Annotated in this window: 14 protein-coding genes and 1 pseudogene; 9 read left to right on the top strand and 6 right to left on the bottom strand. The window is 42.7% G+C overall.

Translation table 11 applies throughout. The features are described from left to right. Positions 1 to 61: 61 nt before the first annotated feature. Both EXA13_RS01255 and EXA13_RS01250 read right to left on the bottom strand, forming a co-directional pair. Positions 62 to 220: a hypothetical protein gene (locus EXA13_RS01255; protein ID WP_238131500.1), complete on the bottom strand. Its 159-nt coding sequence runs from the start codon at positions 218 to 220 to the stop codon at positions 62 to 64. A gap of 70 nt (positions 221 to 290) precedes the next feature. Then, complete coding sequence (locus EXA13_RS01250; protein ID WP_238131499.1) at positions 291 to 680, bottom strand: VOC family protein; 390 nt, start codon at positions 678 to 680, stop codon at positions 291 to 293. Between the two features lie 305 nt (positions 681 to 985). On the opposite strand from EXA13_RS01250, the pseudogene EXA13_RS01245 reads away from it, so the two are divergent. Further along, a pseudogene (locus tag EXA13_RS01245) lies at positions 986 to 3,184 on the top strand (YgiQ family radical SAM protein); the annotation flags it as partial. Between the two features lie 120 nt (positions 3,185 to 3,304). On the opposite strand, the gene EXA13_RS01240 reads toward EXA13_RS01245, so the two are convergent. The 3 genes from EXA13_RS01240 to EXA13_RS01230 form a co-directional block, all read right to left on the bottom strand. Further along, positions 3,305 to 5,173: a methyl-accepting chemotaxis protein gene (locus EXA13_RS01240; RefSeq protein WP_238131498.1), complete on the bottom strand. Its 1,869-nt coding sequence runs from the start codon at positions 5,171 to 5,173 to the stop codon at positions 3,305 to 3,307. 338 nt (positions 5,174 to 5,511) lie between these two features. Continuing rightward, positions 5,512 to 6,606 (bottom strand): 3-phosphoserine/phosphohydroxythreonine transaminase, encoded by a 1,095-nt coding sequence (serC, locus tag EXA13_RS01235; protein WP_238131497.1) that lies wholly within the window; start codon positions 6,604 to 6,606, stop codon positions 5,512 to 5,514. Between the two features lie 206 nt (positions 6,607 to 6,812). Then, positions 6,813 to 8,075: a DUF945 family protein gene (locus tag EXA13_RS01230; protein ID WP_238131496.1), complete on the bottom strand. Its 1,263-nt coding sequence runs from the start codon at positions 8,073 to 8,075 to the stop codon at positions 6,813 to 6,815. A gap of 287 nt (positions 8,076 to 8,362) precedes the next feature. On the opposite strand from EXA13_RS01230, the gene EXA13_RS01225 reads away from it, so the two are divergent. The 3 genes from EXA13_RS01225 to EXA13_RS01215 all read left to right on the top strand — a co-directional run bounded on the left by EXA13_RS01225 (position 8,363) and on the right by EXA13_RS01215 (position 11,693). Continuing rightward, a complete protein-coding gene (locus tag EXA13_RS01225) occupies positions 8,363 to 10,297 on the top strand; it encodes an ATP-binding protein (RefSeq protein WP_238131495.1) in 1,935 nt (644 codons plus the stop codon). A 17-nt stretch (positions 10,298 to 10,314) separates the two neighbouring features. Further along, positions 10,315 to 10,812 carry a response regulator gene (locus EXA13_RS01220; RefSeq protein WP_238131494.1) on the top strand — a complete coding sequence of 166 codons (498 nt, stop codon included), beginning with the start codon at positions 10,315 to 10,317 and terminating at the stop codon, positions 10,810 to 10,812. 332 nt (positions 10,813 to 11,144) lie between these two features. Beyond that, a complete protein-coding gene (locus tag EXA13_RS01215) occupies positions 11,145 to 11,693 on the top strand; it encodes a hypothetical protein (RefSeq protein WP_238131493.1) in 549 nt (182 codons plus the stop codon). A gap of 72 nt (positions 11,694 to 11,765) precedes the next feature. Here the strand turns inward: EXA13_RS01215 and EXA13_RS01210 are convergent, their stop codons facing one another. Then, a complete protein-coding gene (locus EXA13_RS01210) occupies positions 11,766 to 12,353 on the bottom strand; it encodes a TfoX/Sxy family DNA transformation protein (protein WP_238131492.1) in 588 nt (195 codons plus the stop codon). 374 nt (positions 12,354 to 12,727) lie between these two features. Here EXA13_RS01210 and EXA13_RS01205 point away from each other — a divergent pair, with 374 nt between their 5' ends. The 5 genes from EXA13_RS01205 to EXA13_RS01185 all read left to right on the top strand — a co-directional run bounded on the left by EXA13_RS01205 (position 12,728) and on the right by EXA13_RS01185 (position 18,219). After that, positions 12,728 to 13,648, top strand: a complete 921-nt coding sequence (locus EXA13_RS01205) for an HDOD domain-containing protein (protein WP_238131491.1) — start codon at positions 12,728 to 12,730, stop codon at positions 13,646 to 13,648. Positions 13,649 to 13,668: 20 nt separating this feature from the next. Further along, on the top strand, positions 13,669 to 14,574 hold the full coding sequence (locus EXA13_RS01200; protein WP_238131490.1) for a lysine exporter LysO family protein: 906 nt from the start codon (positions 13,669 to 13,671) through the stop codon (positions 14,572 to 14,574). 131 nt (positions 14,575 to 14,705) lie between these two features. Then, on the top strand, positions 14,706 to 15,218 hold the full coding sequence (locus tag EXA13_RS01195; RefSeq protein WP_238131489.1) for a hypothetical protein: 513 nt from the start codon (positions 14,706 to 14,708) through the stop codon (positions 15,216 to 15,218). A gap of 131 nt (positions 15,219 to 15,349) precedes the next feature. After that, a complete protein-coding gene (gene panP, locus EXA13_RS01190) occupies positions 15,350 to 17,023 on the top strand; it encodes a pyridoxal-dependent aspartate 1-decarboxylase PanP (protein WP_238131488.1) in 1,674 nt (557 codons plus the stop codon). Between the two features lie 341 nt (positions 17,024 to 17,364). Then, positions 17,365 to 18,219 carry a MurR/RpiR family transcriptional regulator gene (locus EXA13_RS01185; protein WP_099612275.1) on the top strand — a complete coding sequence of 285 codons (855 nt, stop codon included), beginning with the start codon at positions 17,365 to 17,367 and terminating at the stop codon, positions 18,217 to 18,219. The last annotated feature ends 4 nt before the right edge of the window (positions 18,220 to 18,223 follow it).

The following is an 18,223-nucleotide window of genomic DNA, read 5'->3' as shown; positions in this document are numbered from 1 at the left end:
ATAAAAAAACCAAACGTTACCCCGCTTGGCTTTTCCTATGTTTAGATGGCCTATTTTTCAACTACAGTACAGGTTTGTCAGCTTCTCGTCGCGGTTTCTTTGGCATGAAGAAGCCACAAGCCTGACGCTTGGCTTGAGTAGGCTGTTCCCAAGCACCACACAAGTCATACTGATTTTCAGAGGTGCGAGTAAATTGGCGGCATTGACCACAATAGTTCATCTCATTACTCCTTATTAAGATGGCTCAACCAAAGATAAAACGTTGCAAGCAGGCCTTTAACGTCGATTGTTTAGTTATTACTGCTCATCATATGTGCGGCACACAGTTTATTCCCTGCCGGATCACGAAGATAAGCCAGATATAAAGAACGCTGTCCATTCGTTCTTACCCCCGGTGGATCCTCACACTCGCTTCCGCCATTAGCTAAACCGGCGGTATGCCATTTATCCACCAGCTCTGGGTTAGCGGCTTTAAATCCAATCGTCATCCCATTACCGTGCGTTGCTGGTTCCCCATTAATGGGTTTCGTAATGACAAATACGCTCTCTGGATGTAAATAAATACACCGTCCTTTATCATCAATAACACCAGGGTTGTAGCCAAGTGTTCCCAAAATCGCATCGTAAAAACGCTTGGATTGTTCAATATCATTTGCGCCGAGCATGATATGGCTAAACATAGTCTATCCTTCCTTATTAATATCGTTCATTCACTCTGCTATAGCGCATGAATATTGTCAAAGACTCTGCTAAAAAATGGCAACATTCACAGCCACTCTTTTACTTTTTGACTCACAGAAGTAGGTGTACTTTGCTAATAACATGGTAAACTGCTGCGCTATTTTATGTGGCCTATTTTTTCACCAACAGGCCTCACGAAAAGACCAAAACAAAAATAGGGTGAGAGACCCCATAGGGCCAATGGATAGCCAATAATGATGCGCTAAACCTTCGCCTCGAAGCCATGAGAGTAAGAGTCAACCAAATGATTTTAAAGAAAATAAATGAACACAAAAAATACTGGGCTGAATGCTTTGGTATTGCTCCTTTCCTTCCAACCTCGCGTAAAGAGATGGAGGCTTTAGGATGGGACAGTTGTGACATTATTATCGTAACCGGAGACGCCTATGTCGATCACCCCAGTTTTGGTATGGCGATCATTGGCCGCTTACTCGAAGCTCAAGGATTTAGAGTCGGAATTATTGCCCAGCCAGAATGGCAAAATAAAGACGCTTTTATGGCTCTCGGTCAGCCCAACCTATTTTTTGGTATTACTGCGGGCAACATGGACTCTATGATCAACCGCTACACCGCTGACAAAAAACTCCGCCACGATGACGCTTACACTCCCAATAATGAGGGAGGGAAACGCCCAGATCGAGCCACTCTCGTCTATTCTCAACGTTGCCGTGAAGCTTATAAAGAAGTGCCAATTGTTCTTGGCGGTATTGAAGCAAGCTTACGCCGTGTTGCACATTATGATTATTGGTCCGATAAGATTCGTCGATCTGTTCTGTTTGATGCCAAAGCAGACATTCTCCTGTTTGGTAACGCTGAGCGCGCTTTGGTGGAGGTTGCACACCGACTCGCAAATGGTGAAACAATCACGACCATGACCAACATTCGCGGTACTGCGATAAACCTGCCACACGCTCCCGACAATTTTACCATCATTGATTCATCTCGTATTGATAAACCGGGCAAGCCGTTTGTGCCAACCAATCCTTACGATGTTGAAACCCTATGCGAAACCCAAGCAAACACATCACAGGCCGAGGCAAAACCGATTACAGTTCGAGCTTCTCGTCATGATGCATTAACAACAGCCGTTCGTTTACCCTCTTATGAAAAGTTGATCAACGACCGTATTTTATATGCACATGCTAGTCGTGTGCTGCATTTAGAGACGAACCCTTACTCCGGTCGAGCATTAATTCAAAGCCATGGCAATCGTGAATTATGGGTTAACCCAGCACCGATTCCATTAAGCACGGAAGAGATGGATTACGTTTTTGATCTCCCTTATGCTCGCATACCTCATCCTAAATACGGTAAAGCCAAAATCCCGGCTTACGACATGATAAAAACTTCCGTCAATATCATGCGCGGTTGTTTTGGAGGCTGCTCTTTTTGTTCCATTACCGAGCATGAAGGACGTATCATCCAAAACCGTTCTAAAGAATCCATACTTGGTGAGTTGGCGGCGATTCGAGACAAAGTTCCCGGCTTTACGGGGACGATTTCCGATTTGGGAGGGCCGACTGCCAACATGTATCGCTTAGGTTGCTCGGATCCGAAAGCAGAAGCGAACTGTCGCCGCCCCTCTTGTGTGTTTCCCGGTATTTGTCACAAACTCAACACCGACCATAAACACACCATCGATCTTTATCGAGAGGCAAGAAAAGTCCCCGGTATTAAGAAAATTCTTATCGCTTCTGGGGTTCGTTACGACTTAGCGATTGAGTCTCCAGAATATGTGCGTGAACTCGTGACTCACCATGTGGGCGGTTATTTAAAAATTGCTCCTGAGCATACCGAAAAAAGACCACTGGATTTGATGATGAAGCCGGGAATGGGCACGTATGATCGCTTTAAACAGCTCTTTGAAAAATACAGTGCGGAAGCAGGTAAAAAACAATATTTAATACCTTACTTTATCTCAGCTCATCCCGGAACCGAGGATGAAGACATGGTCAACCTTGCGTTATGGCTAAAAAGTAATAACTATGAATGCGATCAAGTACAAAACTTTTATCCATCTCCCATGTGTAATGCCACCGCCATGTACCACTCACAAGTGAATCCACTTAAACGAGTGAAATATAAGAAGCGGGAAGATATTACCGTGGCAAAAGGAGAGCGCCAACGCCGGTTACATAAAGCATTACTGCGGTATCATGACCCTCTAAACTGGCCGATGATTCGTGAAGCCTTGGTTTTAATGGGCAAAAAACATTTAATCGGAGACAAACCGGGTTGCTTAGTTCCGGCTGAAGATAGTGACCTATCGACCCCCGCTCAACGTCGTAAATCCGGTCGTCATGGTTCAAACCGCTTTGCCACTAAACATACTAAGCAGCAACCCGGCTTTGATGCGCTAAAAGGCAATAAATCCAGTCAAGCTCGCAGTGGTAAACCAAACCCTAAAAACCGCTCGCAAACGCAAGCCAAAGCAGGAGCAAAGGGGAAGAACGCCACTCGACCATAATAAGAAACGTTTCAAATAAAGAACTCAGGTGCAAGCACCTGAGTTCAAACAATAGCAGACGGGTGATCCCGTATCAACGCTCTGAAAAATCAACCATTACACAATAAATTTGTTCATTACTGCATCTTGGCGACGAACATTGTCCAACTGCTCCTGCATTTGTTGATTCGACTGACTGGCTGTATCCGATACCTGAACAGATAAATCTTTGATTTTCACCGTATTCGCATTGATCTCTTCAGCCACTAAACTCTGCTCCTCCGCCGCAGAGGCAATTTGCATATTCATATCTGTAATCTGCTGGATGGCTTGTCGAATACGAAGCAGTGCATCATTGGCTTCGCATGCTTTAGCCACGGTATCGGTCGCGGTATCCTTACTTTGCTTCATCGCTCCAGCCACGGCACTGGAACCCACTTGTAGCTGTTCAATCATATTGCGAATTTCTGTCGTCGATTGCTGAGTGCGTTGAGCCAGCGTTCGAACTTCATCAGCAACGACAGCAAATCCTCGCCCAGATTCTCCTGCCCGAGCGGCTTCAATTGCCGCATTCAAAGCCAGCAAGTTTGTTTGATCCGCAATATCATTGATGACTTTTAAGATGGTTTCGATGTTCGATGTCGCCACTTCTAGTTGTTTGACTTCTTCAACTGCTTGGTCAATACGCGAAGCCAACGCGTTAATCGCCTCGGTCGTATGGTTAACCACTTGTGAGCCTTCTTCTGTTGCATTATCCGCATCTTGAGCGGCAGAGGCGGCACCTTGTGCATTGCTCGCAACATCATTAGATGTGGTTGCCATTTCATGCATCGCTGTCGCCAATTGTTCTACTTCATACATTTGAGTTTGCATGGCTTGGGTTGAGGCTTGTAAACCATGTGCCGTAGATTCTGTGCTGTGCATGATTTGTTGGCCAATCTGCTTCGATTCACTAATTAGCCGCTGTAATGTTTCGGTAAATTGATTAAAACCTGTGGCTAAGCGAGCAAATTCAACATCGGTATTCGTATCCAACCGCTTTGTTAAATCTCCCTGACCTGAAGCCACATCTTGTATTGCCTCATTCAATGTATCGAGAGGTCGCATTAATACTCGAAGTATCAGTGAAAGAATTAAGGTACTGATCACTAACGCGATGACCGAATAAATCAAAGCACTGCGTCGTAAATCATCAATGGCAGCAAAGGCGACACTTTCATCCAGTAAAACACCGACCGACCACTTTTCACCAGGAATATCGACAAAGCGTAATTGATAATATTGGTCATCAATCTTTATTTCTTGTACATCACGGCTAATTTTTACCTTAGGTAAAAAATCCGACATGGGTTTACCATTTAATTTTTCATCAGGATGCGCAACCAACGTACCGTCATCAGCAACAATAAAGAGATAACCTGCATCGAATAACGAAACCTGATTCACAAGTTTTGCCAAAGAGACCAAACTCACATCAAAGAAAATCGCACCTGAAAATTGCCCTTGGTATTTAACCGGAGTGGCAATAGAAATTAAAATTTCCCCTGACGATGAGTCAGCATAAGGGGCGGTGATGGTTAGTTTATCGGCATTTTTAGCATCTCGATACCAAGGGCGAGATCTGGGATCCCACGTTGCGCCTGGGTCCCAGTTAGGATCACTCCCCACGTAGGAACCGTCACTTTCATAGCCAAAGCCGACTAAGATAAAGTGATCATTCAAGATTGGCTGCCTTAATATCTCAGCCACATAATTTGGCTCAATATTATCTTGAGCTAACTGAGTCACATATTGGGCAAGCACCTTGCTTCCATTGAGCTCTTTACTGACCGTACTGCGAACGCCATCCACTATTTCCTCAACACTATCATTGACCTGTGTTTCAATCTCAGTTCGTATAGTGAAATACTGTTGTGTGGACAATAATGCCAGTGTCAAAAGCAACATTGCCGATGATGCTGCCACCACTTTATGGCTAAATTTCATGGTTTACCTCTCTAAGCAAATTATCCCTAAAATACACAGTTGATTGTGCGATTCCCTTTACTCCACCAAGATATGGGCCAGCAATTCATTGCCTTTCCTTTTCCTACTGAGCCTAAAGGTTTTTGCTAAGCCATTCATACCAAGCCATGGTTGGTTTATTGTTGTTTTCATTATTGAGTATGGACTAATAAAAAGCACTTTTCCTTATAATTAGAAAGAAAACATCACTCACAGCAATAATAAGAGTACTATCCACATCACGAAAAGAAATGAAAAGAATAGATAAAAAAAGGCTCACGAATGTGAGCCTTACTAAAAAATTTTGTTTTGGAATAGATTTAAGCGTACTGAGCTTCAAACTCTTTCATGAAGTCGACCAGAGCTTGAACGCCTTCAAGAGATATCGCGTTATAGATGGAAGCGCGCATCCCCCCTACCACACGGTGCCCTTTTAGTGACAGCAAACCTCGTGCTTCTGCCAATTCTAAAAAGGTTCCATCCAATTCTGGTTTTGCTAATTGGAACGGTACATTCATCAATGAACGGTTATCGGGATGGATGTTATTACAGTAAAAATCTGAAGAATCAATATAGTCATAAAGTAATGCGGCTTTAGCACGGTTCACTTTTTCTATTGCTTTTACACCACCTTGCTCTTTTAACCATTGAAAAACAAGTCCAGAGAGATACCAAGCAAACGTGGGTGGCGTATTAAACATGGAGTCTTTTTCGGCGAGAATTTTGTAATTCAATGTGCTTGGCAACACTTGGCTGGCAAAATCCAATAGGTCATCACGCACAATTGCAATGCAAATGCCTGCTGGGCCAATGTTTTTCTGAGCTCCGGCATAAATAACACCATACTTAGAAATATCAATTTCACGCGAAAGAATGGTTGAAGACATATCCGCCACAATCGGTTTATCAGTGATTGGTAAATCATTGATTTCAATACCATCAATTGTTTCATTTGGGCAAAAGTGTACAAAAGCGGTATCAGCGTCAATTTTCCACTCACTGGCAGGAAGTACGGCAATTTTTCCATCTTTTTCAATTTTTGCATCAAAAACATCGACATGGCAGTATTTTTTAGCTTCTTTCACCGCACTGGCAGCCCAGTAGCCAGCATCAATGTAGGTTGCACTCTTCGCTTGCCCAAGCAAGTTCATCGGAACCGCTGCAAACTGAGCTCGAGCTCCCCCTTGGCAAAATAAAACTTTATAGTTATCAGGGATAGCGAGCAAATCACGTAGATCTTGCTCCGCCTGTTGCGCCACTTGAATAAAAGGCTTACTACGATGGCTGATTTCCATGACCGAAACGCCAAGGCCATTCCAGTTAACGAATTCAGCCTGTGCTTTGGCCATTACCGCTTTAGGCAATGCAGCGGGACCCGCGCTAAAATTAAAAACAGTGTCCGTATTCGGCTCCATGTGTTCCTTGCTCCTGCTATAAAAAATGTGATTCTGCTTACTATAACTCGATAGGAGAGATTGAAGAAGGTTCAAATATACCGTCTTTTTGAATTCTACCTCAGAGGTCTGTTGGATATACCACTTTTTAATCCAGATAAAAAGTCACAAAAGAGGCTTTCAACCTCTTTTGTTTATCTACGGATAAAATAAGCAAAAAATAACGTTTACTGAATCATTAACGGCATCATTAGCGCCACTAAAGGTACCTGTTTCCCACTCGCAAAAACCAGTGAGCCCCCCTTAATCTCAGCCTTTAACTGATACCCTTTTTCATCATGAGTCGCCATATCCATCATGACTAATTCATCCACACCCTGCTGAATAAACGGGTAATCTTTTGCGAATTGTTGCGAAACAAAAGTCTCTACATTGCCACTTAAAGCCGAAAAAACCACACCGGGATCTTGTAAAATATTATGGGTCCCTTCCGGTATGCTCAGGCTCCATTTAGCCTCCAACTCACCTTGTCCCATCTTAAGCGCCAGTTGGTTAAGCGTTAAACTAAAACCTTGTGAGAAGAGCTTTTCGACCAAGGGTAATGCTTGATTTATCGCTGTATTAGATAAAGTAGGATGACTTTGATACAGTTCCGACAGCTGCGCAAATGCCTCACTATCGACATCCTCAAGGGTAAAATCGAAGGTGACATCATGGATTTCGCCCTCCTCCGTTTTAAGTGCATTCGCAGTCACAATATGTTGGCTAGTAAATCGTTGTTTTGCGGCATCCATGGAAGAATGGAATTCATACATGGCTTGGCTAAGATTGAACGTAGTGGCCTGTTGTTCATTATTGACCGTCACCTCTCCCACCGAAAATGTTTGCTGACCGAGCCAAAACCCTTGCTCTTGCTTGCCTTTTCCTTCACCACTGATATTCGCTAGTTGCACTTGCTCCCCATTAACAAAATTCATCACAATAGAAGGGAGGGAGAGAGAATAGCTCACCTCACCCAACATTGTGGCAGTACCTTGTAAACTCGAAGGAGTCACTGACACAGTAAAATCCTGCTCTCCACCCGGCTGATATAACCAGTTGTCTAGATTAATTTGAAAATCGGTACTGCCATTTAAACTTGTTTGCGTATTGATCTGAAGGGGAATATTGGCTTGTTCCGGTAAGGTAGAAACCGCCGACAGACTAAAAGCATGGTGCTGAATATCGCTCTGCACTACCCACTCTGTCGCCAACCCTTGTTCTTCGAGTTGCTGCTTAATATGAGTGTCTAACACAGTGTATCGAGTCACGGCTGTGGATGAAAAATAACCGCGTTCATAGCTAACTAACTCAGCATTAAATTGATCATTACTGAGGCTTACCACCCCATCTGTCACCAAGTTTTGGCCGATTTGCCCTACCGCGAGAGGCCAGCACAAGACCAGTGCAACCGCGCCACCCACAGCGCCAATTCGTTTAAGCGTTTTCATAAAATAAGGTTTTCCTTGTTGTTTTTCTCAGCCTAACCCAAAGCCTTACTACGACAAAAGGGGCATCATACTCAATGAACATTGATCTCTCATCCAGGCTTATCGCTTTATTGACCCAGTGTATGAGGTCGATAAAAAGAGTATGTCAGTGGACAATAAAATTATCGTGTAAAGAGAAATTTTTGCAGTCCATTGTACAGAATCAAGGTTCTCAAACCCAGCTCTCAAATCAACGGTATAAACCTTGTTACAATACTAGAACCATGAATTAAAAGTCTGAGAAGATCGTGAATCAATACGCGCTACTTTGTTTAGACAATAACCCCATCAGTGTTGAACAGTGGCGCCATGAATTAAGCGCTTTCGTCACTAAGTTTGATCTCTACACCGCGGAGTCATTTGAAGAAGCGGAACAAGCACTTGAATTTATGGAAGAGCAAGAACAAGTGGTAGCTTTAGTTATTGCCAGTCACCACCAAAGCTTTGACGGCGCTAACTTTTTGGTCCAACTGGACAAAATCGACCATACCAAAAATGCCCGAAAAATCCTGATCAGTTGTGGGCAAGATATCCAAGCAATTCTCAATGCCGTCAATGAAGGTCGGTTAGATTATTGCTTAACCAAACCTTTGCAAGACAATGTTCTATATAAAACCGTATTCCAAGAGTTAACCAGCTATATATTGCAATACGATAAAGAAAATATTCTTAGCTACAGTACGCTCCTCGACCAAACCCGTATTCTTCGTGCTCATATTGATAATAAAATGCACCTCTATCGGGAAGGTTTTATTAGTGATTACCACCGCTTAACCGATCACCAATTAGCGGAACAAGTCATTGGTGCTCTCCATCAATTTTTTGAAAAACAAGATGAGACACATGCTTGTCGCACCTATTCTGCCGAACATTTACTGACCAAAGAAGGAGAAGAAAATCAATTCTTATGGTTTATTACTTCCGGTGAACTGGCGCTATACAAAAAAGATGAACTGGGTCAACAAAGAGAAGTCGTGCGACATACCAAAGGAAACTTAGTTGGTGGTATGTCCTTTGTAACAGGTGAGCCTTCCTTCTCAACCGCGATTACCTTAACGAAAACGGAAGTCATCAAGCTTGATCGGGATGTATTTGCCAAAGTCATGCATAATGACACTCAACTCCTCCCCCTTTTTACCAACTTACTATTGCGCCATTTTAATCGCCGTTTACAACGCAGTATTAATACCAAATTACAACTGCAAAAAACGATTGAATCGTTAGAATCCGCGCACCAACAATTGATAGAAAGTGAAAAAATGGCCGTACTCGGTCAATTGGTTGCAGGGGTTGCTCATGAATTGAATAACCCAGTTGCTGCGATTTTACGGGGAAGTGATACCCTGTGCAGCCACATTGCTCAATTGGTCAACGATGCACCATCACAATCACTTGCAAGCAAAGGGGCCCAACTCCTTCACCAAGCATTGCAAGCCAAACCAATGTCAACGGCTGAAGAACGCATGCGAGCCAAAGCCTTAGAAAACCGAGTTCACCATCGTTTGCTCGCTAAAAAATTGGTTAAACTCGGCTTAGACCGTGACGAAGCATTGATTGAATTAGCGAAAATTAACCCTAAAAAAGCAGAGCAAGATATCGAAAAACTGGAACGTTATTATCTGTCTGGTAGTAACCTGCGCTCTATTCAAGTGTGCGCACAACGTATCGCTGATATGGTTAAAAGCTTAAAAAGTTATGCTCGTCCAGACGATGAAACCTTTCACACTATCGATATTCATGAGGGGCTAGAAGATACACTCGTTATTTTTGAAAACCATTTAAAAAGGCATACTGTTGAGAAACATTATGGGGATATTCCCCCGCTCCGATGCCTCCCATTCGCTTTACAGCAAGTGTGGACCAATCTTATTTCTAATGCGATTGAAGCATTTCCAGAACATGGATTACTGTGTATTCAAACAGAATTACAACACCATCAGAAAAAGGCCTACGCTGTTATTAGCTTTACCGACAACGGCAGCGGGATTCCGCAAGAACTTCAGCAACAGATTTTTGCATTAAATTATACGACAAAGCGGGAAGGTCATTTTGGGTTAGGTATTGGACTCTCCGTTTGCCAACAGATCGTCCATCAACATCAAGGATGGATAGAGGTTGACAGCCAGCTTGGAGAATACACCACAATGCGAGTATGGTTACCCACCACTTCTGAGCTTGTATAGAAACCAAGGAGAATACTATGCATAAATTACTCATTTTATGTGTTGATGACGAAAGAGAAGTCCTCAATAGCGTCATGCAAGATCTCAGAGATTTTGAAAGCCACTTTATTATTGAAGCCGCAGAATCGGTTGCAGAAGCTAAGGAAGTGATCGCAGACTATCAACAGGAGCAAATACCGTTAGCGCTAATTTTATGTGATCACATCATGCCAAAAGAAACGGGAATTCACTTTTTGATTGAACTCAATCAAGATGAACGGACCCAAAAAACGCGCAAAGTATTACTAACAGGGCAAGCTGGATTAGATGACACCATCGATGCTATTAACCACTCCAGTTTGGATTTTTTTATCAGTAAACCTTGGCAAGCCGATCAACTTTGTCAGATTGTGCGCGAACAACTGACTCAATACGTGATCGATCATGAGCAAGATTTAATGCCTTGGATACAAATATTGGACGCAGAACCCATTCTGAATGCAATCGCGGCCAACCGTATCAGTTATGGAGAATAATTAAGCTCCTCATTGAGAGTAAGATATCCTCAGCAAAGCCAGTATTTTGAGCAAAAAAAGAGCTAAACTGGCACTTAACTTGCTTATTTTTTGTTAAGGTGACAAAAGCCTGACATTTTTTGGTGGAGTTGTCATACATCTGTGAATTATGATGGGACAATCAGATGGTATGATACGCCCCACTCACCAATGGCATCAGTGAAAATGGCCACTTTTAGGGCGCATCGCTTGTATGATGTGCACCCGGCAATATTAAAACTGTGCCACTTAGCGATGGCGGAAATACCGCTTTAATATGGAATTCATCATAAACAGATAGGTTTATCGAGATTATGCGCAAAACAATCCTTGCAACCACACTACTTTTGGCTTCAGCACATGCTTTAGCTCAGGTTGACCCCAATAGCCCAACGGTCATGAGCAACTTTAATTACGACTATATTGAGGCTCGTATTGGCATCAGCCCAACCACTTATGGTGCAGGCTTCAGTAAATCGATTCACCCTAATGCCCACATGATTGCTCATGTTGATTCAGAATTTGATGGCGACTATGACTTAGCGACCGGTTTTGGTTTCCATGCACCAGTAAACAACTGGGCGGATTTCACAGGGGAAATGCTATTTCGTTTACAAGATAGAAAACATCAAGGTAGCCCCGATACAGGCATGGAGATCAATCTAGGTGTGCGTCAATGGCTAGGTCCACAACTTGAAGTGGGTGGAAAAGGCGGTTACGTCTCCATTGATGATAACGATGATTGGATTGGTTCCGTCTTTGCTCGTTTCCATTCTACAGAGCTGTTTTCACTGGGGGCGGAAGCTCGTTTTAATGACGCTTATGGTGATCAAGTTCTGTTTACGGCTCGCTTCAATTATTAATCACAGCCATCTTGTTATCTAATAACAAAAAACCGAGATGAATCATCTCGGTTTTTTCTTTTCCGCTTAATACTAATGATGCTGGCAAAACTCTAGGAGTTGCTGCTTCTTGGGTTCTTGCAGCAATTTCCAGTGTACCCCTTCAATTGCTCCAGCAAATTTCCACAATAACTTCACATCAACGTCACTGCCATAGACTTGGCGCACTTTACTAAAAACTTCTGGAGCGCCAAGCTGAATAAAGGTATCAACATCATCGACACCCGCTTTCTTCACCATTCGCTCTAAGGTTAGCTGCATATTAGGTAAATCACGTAGGCGGCGGCTAGCCTGAGACTTTTGAAAATTACGTTGCTCAATCGAATATTGAATAGAGCGACGGATAATGCTTTCCAACTCTGGATGCTGATTTTCAAACAGCTCAGTAATATCGTAATAATTCACCGTGGCGGTTGTTTGCTTCTTCACATGACGGTACTTCTCGCACCCTAAATCTATAAGCTGTTGATCCAACTCTTCACTACCACGAATGAAAATCGTCTCTTCCGTTAATAATGCATACATGGCATCTTGCTGAAATAAGCCAATACCACCAAACATAGAACGCTTTTGGTAAGCGCCAAACTTAATTACATAATCAAAAAATGTATGCTCACTCATCTCCATTGATCCTTTAATCATCGTCCCCGAGTCACAAAGATCACCAGAAGCAGCAAGTTACAGCGAATAAAAAGTCGATATCTATCGCAAGCTTATTTTTACCACATGCCTGCGTACTTATTTCCATCTATGATAGTTAACGAAACGAAATAAGTCCGGACTTAACTCACAGCAAATAAGTTTTAAAAGCAAAATTATGAGATGAGGTTCACAAGCTTACGATATTGAAGCACACGATATAATGCATTATTTATACAAAATGTCTGGTCAGTCATTAAATTGAACATTCCTCTGTTAATTCCTGCTTTAAAAGGTTGATTCACTTTATTAGCCATCGGTAAAATAACCCGACTTCCCGCTTTTAATCACATTGAATGAACCATTTATCGTTTTACTGGCTTCCAGAAAATAAACAACAGCTTATCCAAGGATTGGAAAGTGAATTCGCTCAGTTGGTTGAGTTATCTATCAGTACTGGGCAGATATCCCTTCCCCCAATCCCCGATGTTGTCATCAAAATACAGACATTGTCTCGCCTTGAATCAACGTCGATTTTTGATATTGCTACCTGTTTAACCGATGATCCCAGCCTCGCGGCGGTGGTTATTCGTATTGCTAACTCCGTGGTCTTTAATCGGCGGAATATTACCTGTACGGACTTAGTCACTGCGGTTTCCCGCTTGGGAATCAACCGGGTACGTGACATTGTCACAGCGCAAGCCATAGAACAACTCAAACATTCCGTCAATTTAAGTACGGAATGCAATAAAATGTTAACCCACAGTGCTCATGTTGCTCGTGAACTTGGGGCAACCATGGTTTTGGTTGCACAAAACTTTAAACGCTTGGAACCTGAACATTACTTGCATCTTGAACAAGAAAAAGCCCTATTGGTCGGTCTGCTGGCAGATATCGGCCTATTTTGTTTAGTCAACGAGTACCATCTTTATCTTGAAAAAGGGCACTACCTTGACCCAGATATTGCGATGCAAATTTTCCACTCTAACTGCTCAACAACGAGCAAGCTTGTGTTGAAACACTGGGGATTTGATGATGACTTTCTCGAAGTCGCTTGTAATCAACAATTAGTGGATCATTGCCAAGAAGTCAGTTACCTTGATGTCGCTCGTATAGCCCACCATTTACTCATGTTTAGAAAACAAGATGAGGCATTGGATGAGCATGAAGTTGAAATCAATGCAACAGGGGCAGAAGTGCTTTACCACTTAAGTAATCTTGATGACAAAGAATTTCGCTCTCAGCTCAAGGCCGTAATCAACGCCAGTGGCTTCTAATTTGTACTGCTGAGGAATATATGCTTTCAGGGATGTTGTTTATCTTTGCTCCACTCGTGGTGGGGTATCTCTTTTCTATTTCTAATCAAAATTGGCTCGCTCGCCTTAATCAGGCCACCGTCTCACTCGTCTATGTTATCTTATTTTTGATGGGGCTTAGCCTTGCTGCATTAGATAACTTAGGCAGTAATTTACAATTAATTTTAAAATTTTCAGGCACCTTCTTCTTCGTACTGGCGGCATGTAACCTACTTACCCTTCCTTGGGTTGATAAGTTCTTACCACTTGATACTCAAACCACGCAGACCAAACTTCCTCTATCAAGCATGGCATTTGAATCACTCAAACTGATTTTTGTGGTCGGTGGTGGCCTTACCATCGGAGTATTGCTTCATTTCGACCTTTCTTGGGTAGAAAAGGCCAGTGAGGGGATTTTATTTGTTTTACTCTTTTTTATTGGTGTTCAGCTTCGCAACAGTGGGTTAACACTCAAACAGATCCTTCTCAATAAACACGGTATGATCATCGCCGCTGTGGTCATCATAACGTGTTGGATTGGTGGAGTAATTACGGCTTTTATTCTTGATATCCCGGTTTATCACGGGCTAGCGATGGCGTCTGGGTTCGGGTGGTACTCTTTATCTGGCATACTGATGGGCGATGCCTTTGGGCCAGTCTATGGGGGCGCATCTTTCCTGATTGAATTGAGTCGAGAGCTGGTCTCTTTAGTATTAATTCCAATGCTTATTGGCCGTAAACCTTGTACATCCATCGGCTACGCAGGTGCAACGGCCATGGATTTTACCCTCCCCGTCATTCAGACCACAGGGGGAGTCAAATGTGTCCCTATTGCCATTGTCAGTGGGTTTATTCTGAGCTTATTAGTTCCCGTATTTATGTTGTTCTTTGTCTCTCTTGCAGGCTAGATCTCAGGAAGAAAGCAACGTATCATTTACAATACAAGAACATATTTAAGCCATTTCCATCACTTAAATATCAAATAACAAGCCTCAGCGAAGAGGCGAACAGAACCCGTCTCACAAGGAATAAAATTGCTATGAAACGCTCTATTGTCACTTTGCTGTTGGTCTCCGGCTCAATGACGGCAACCGCCGCCGACAATCAATGCTTAGCAAAAAAATATGATGCTTACATTGATGCATCTTTGGCTTGGTATCAAGATCTCACTCAAATAACAACGGAAACATATCCAGATCTCGATGATGTGGGCCAATGGTTTTTAGCCGGACGCCAACATCATTTTGAATTGAATCGCACAGCCGTGCACTATTATCTTAATCACCAGTCAGAGAAAGTTGCCACTTCTCAATCTATCGAATCTTGGCTCAAACTAGACCAGCAAGAGATCAAAACACTGGCAAGCCGTGATGATGAATTAGGTCAAAGTGCAAAAGTAACCTTTGATGATCGTCAAAGTAAGCCGCACGAAAAAAATTACCAGTTACGCTCAGCGTTTGCCGAATTGCTTAGCCACCCTAAGCAGATCGAACCTGCACTCAATCGATATAATGAAGCAATGGCCAAAGCTGAGCGAATTCATTGCCAATAATGAGCAATCACACTTTCTTTCTTAAGCCTGTCATGGAGTAAGATCTCAGCGAATAAAGGCGGGACATTCGTTCCGTTTTCGTTTAGATTGTTGCGCTTGACGACCTACAGCTAAAAATATAATGACACGGTATGGTATCAGAATACAAAACGGCAGATGCAAGCTTTGATAACCTGCTTCGCATTTTTACTGTCCCTGAAGGGCCAGATTCAACACTCACTCGTATTGAGGAAGAACTGTCACGCAATTTGAATCAATTTTTGCGTGAGCATATTGTCGCTGAAGAGAAGCCATTAAAAGAAATCGAAAAAGACTTCTCTGACCCACATATTCCTGAATTGCCTGAATTTGTATCCGATCATACTCAGCATTTAATGGATACCTTAGTGGCTCAATCGGTGCATACCGCATCACCAAGTTTTATCGGTCATATGACATCGGCTCTACCTTACTTTTTGATGCCGTTGTCAAAAATCATGATCGCGTTAAATCAAAATCTCGTCAAAATCGAAACCTCCAAAGCATTTACTCCCCTTGAGCGCCAAGTATTAGGTATGCTGCACCGTCTAATTTATGGTCAATCTAACCTTTTTTATCAGCAGTGGATGCACAGTGCCGATCACTCACTCGGTGCATTTTGCTCAGGTGGAACCGTTGCCAATATCACTGCGTTATGGGTTGCCCGTAACAATGCGTTAAAAGCACAAAGGCACTTTAATGGTGTTGAGAAAGAAGGCCTCTTTAAGGCCATGCAACACTATGGTTATCAAGGGTTAGCTATCTTAGTGTCTGAGCGTGGCCACTATTCCCTTAAAAAAGCGGCTGACGTGTTAGGTATAGGTCAAGATGGGCTCGTATCCGTCCGGACCGATGAAAATAACCGTTTATGTCCAAACGATTTGCAGCATAAGATTCAAATGCTCAAAGCAAAGAACATTCATCCTTTTGCTGTCATTGGGGTGGCTGGAACAACAGAGACGGGTAATGTTGACCCCTTACGTGAAATCGCTCGTATCTGCCAAGTTGAGCAATGCCATTTCCATGTGGATGCCGCCTGGGGAGGTGCAACCTTAATGTCGGATACTTATCGTCATTTACTCGACGGTATTGAGCTCGCGGACTCTGTCACCATTGATGCACATAAACAACTTTATATTCCAATGGGAGCAGGCATGGTGCTGTTTAAAGATCCCAATGCCATGAAAGCCATAGAACACCACGCACAATATATTTTGCGTCAAGGATCCAAAGACTTAGGTAGCCATACCTTAGAAGGCTCTCGCTCTGGCATGGCGATGTTAGTATATGCCAGTATGCACATTATCAGCCGAGCTGGTTATCAGTTATTAATTGATCAAAGTATTGAAAAAGCGCAGTATTTTGCCTCTCTGATTCAAGTTCAGCACGACTTTGAACTTGTCTCACAACCAGAACTCTGCTTGCTAACTTATCGTTATTTACCCGAGTCGGTCAAACACGCGTTACCATATGCCTCGGCGGTAGAAAAAACACATCTGAATGATCAACTCAATGCCTTAACAAAATTTATCCAGAAAAAACAACGAGAAATGGGTAAATCTTTCGTTTCACGAACACGGTTAAATCCTTCTTGTTGGGATCATTTAGATACCCTTGTTTTTCGTGTGGTGTTAGCCAATCCATTAACAACTCATGAAATTTTACAGTCAGTACTGAAAGAACAAAGAGAGATTGCAGCGACCTTTGCGCCCCAACTACTCAAACAAATTGAACAGTATTGCCAGCAAATAATATCAAACAAATTGAACAGTATTGCCAGCAAATAATACACTCGCATCACTAGTATCTGTGGCTAATTCCGGTAAATAGGAAGGAAAAACTGAAAATTTCTTTCTCTTTGCTGTAATTTGTCCACCATAATACGCCCTGAATATTCTTATTCTTGGCTTTTTAATCGCCAAAGCTGTAGTTTTTATGAAATTTAGTTTGAGGCTTGTCATATTCTCATCATTTGATAGTGTGTTTCGTTTCTGAATTACTACTGCTTAGGTTTATACTCACATTATGGCGTTGGTGAATGTGTTCTTTTGGAAATGGTTCGTTTCCCTCCCCTAAATAGACACAAACGATAATCCAACGAGTTGTTCTCTAGGCCCGCGTGAACACTATGAATACATTAGAAAAAATCCAAAAAAATCTGGAAAATTTTAGCAAGTCGGAACGCAAGGTCGCCGAAGTGATCATGGCGTCCCCACAAACCGCCATTCATTCCAGCATTGCCACGCTGGCAAAAATGGCCGATGTGAGTGAACCGACTGTAAACCGTTTTTGCCGCCGTTTAGATACCAAGGGATTCCCTGATTTTAAACTTCACCTGGCCCAAAGTTTGGCGAACGGTACACCCTATGTGAACCGTAATGTTGAAGAAGATGATGGCCCAGATGCTTATACGCATAAGATTTTTGAATCGACTATGGCTTGTTTAGATGTTGCTAAAAACAGCTTGGATCCAATGCAAATTAATCGTGCCGTTGATCTACTCACCCAAGCAAAACGAATATCTTTCTTTGGATTAGGCGCCTCCTCTTCCGTTGCTCGTGATGCTCAAAATAAGTTTATTCGATTTAATATCCCCATTACTTGTTTTGAAGATATCGTGATGCAACGCATGAGCTGCATCAACTGCACTGATAATGATGTCATTGTGCTGATCTCACATACAGGGCGAACAAAAAGTCAGGTGGAAATCGCAAACCTTGCCCGTGAAAATGGCGCAACCGTGATTGCGATTACCGCTAAAGACTCACCGCTCGATAAAGCAAGCTCATTATCGATCTGTTTAGATGTACCCGAAGATACCGATGTCTATATGCCAATGGCCAGTCGCGTGGTACAAATGACGGTCATTGATGTACTGGCTACGGGGTTTACGCTTCGTCGAGGATCTGGTTTCCGAGAAAACCTAAAGCGGGTAAAGGAAGTTCTTAAAGATTCACGCTACGATAAATTATCGCAGTTTTAATCGG

The sequence above is a fragment of the Vibrio cincinnatiensis genome, from assembly GCF_022113815.1.
In the GTDB taxonomy this organism is placed as follows: domain Bacteria; phylum Pseudomonadota; class Gammaproteobacteria; order Enterobacterales; family Vibrionaceae; genus Vibrio; species Vibrio cincinnatiensis_A.
This window is presented reverse-complemented; position numbering and strand designations above follow the sequence as displayed.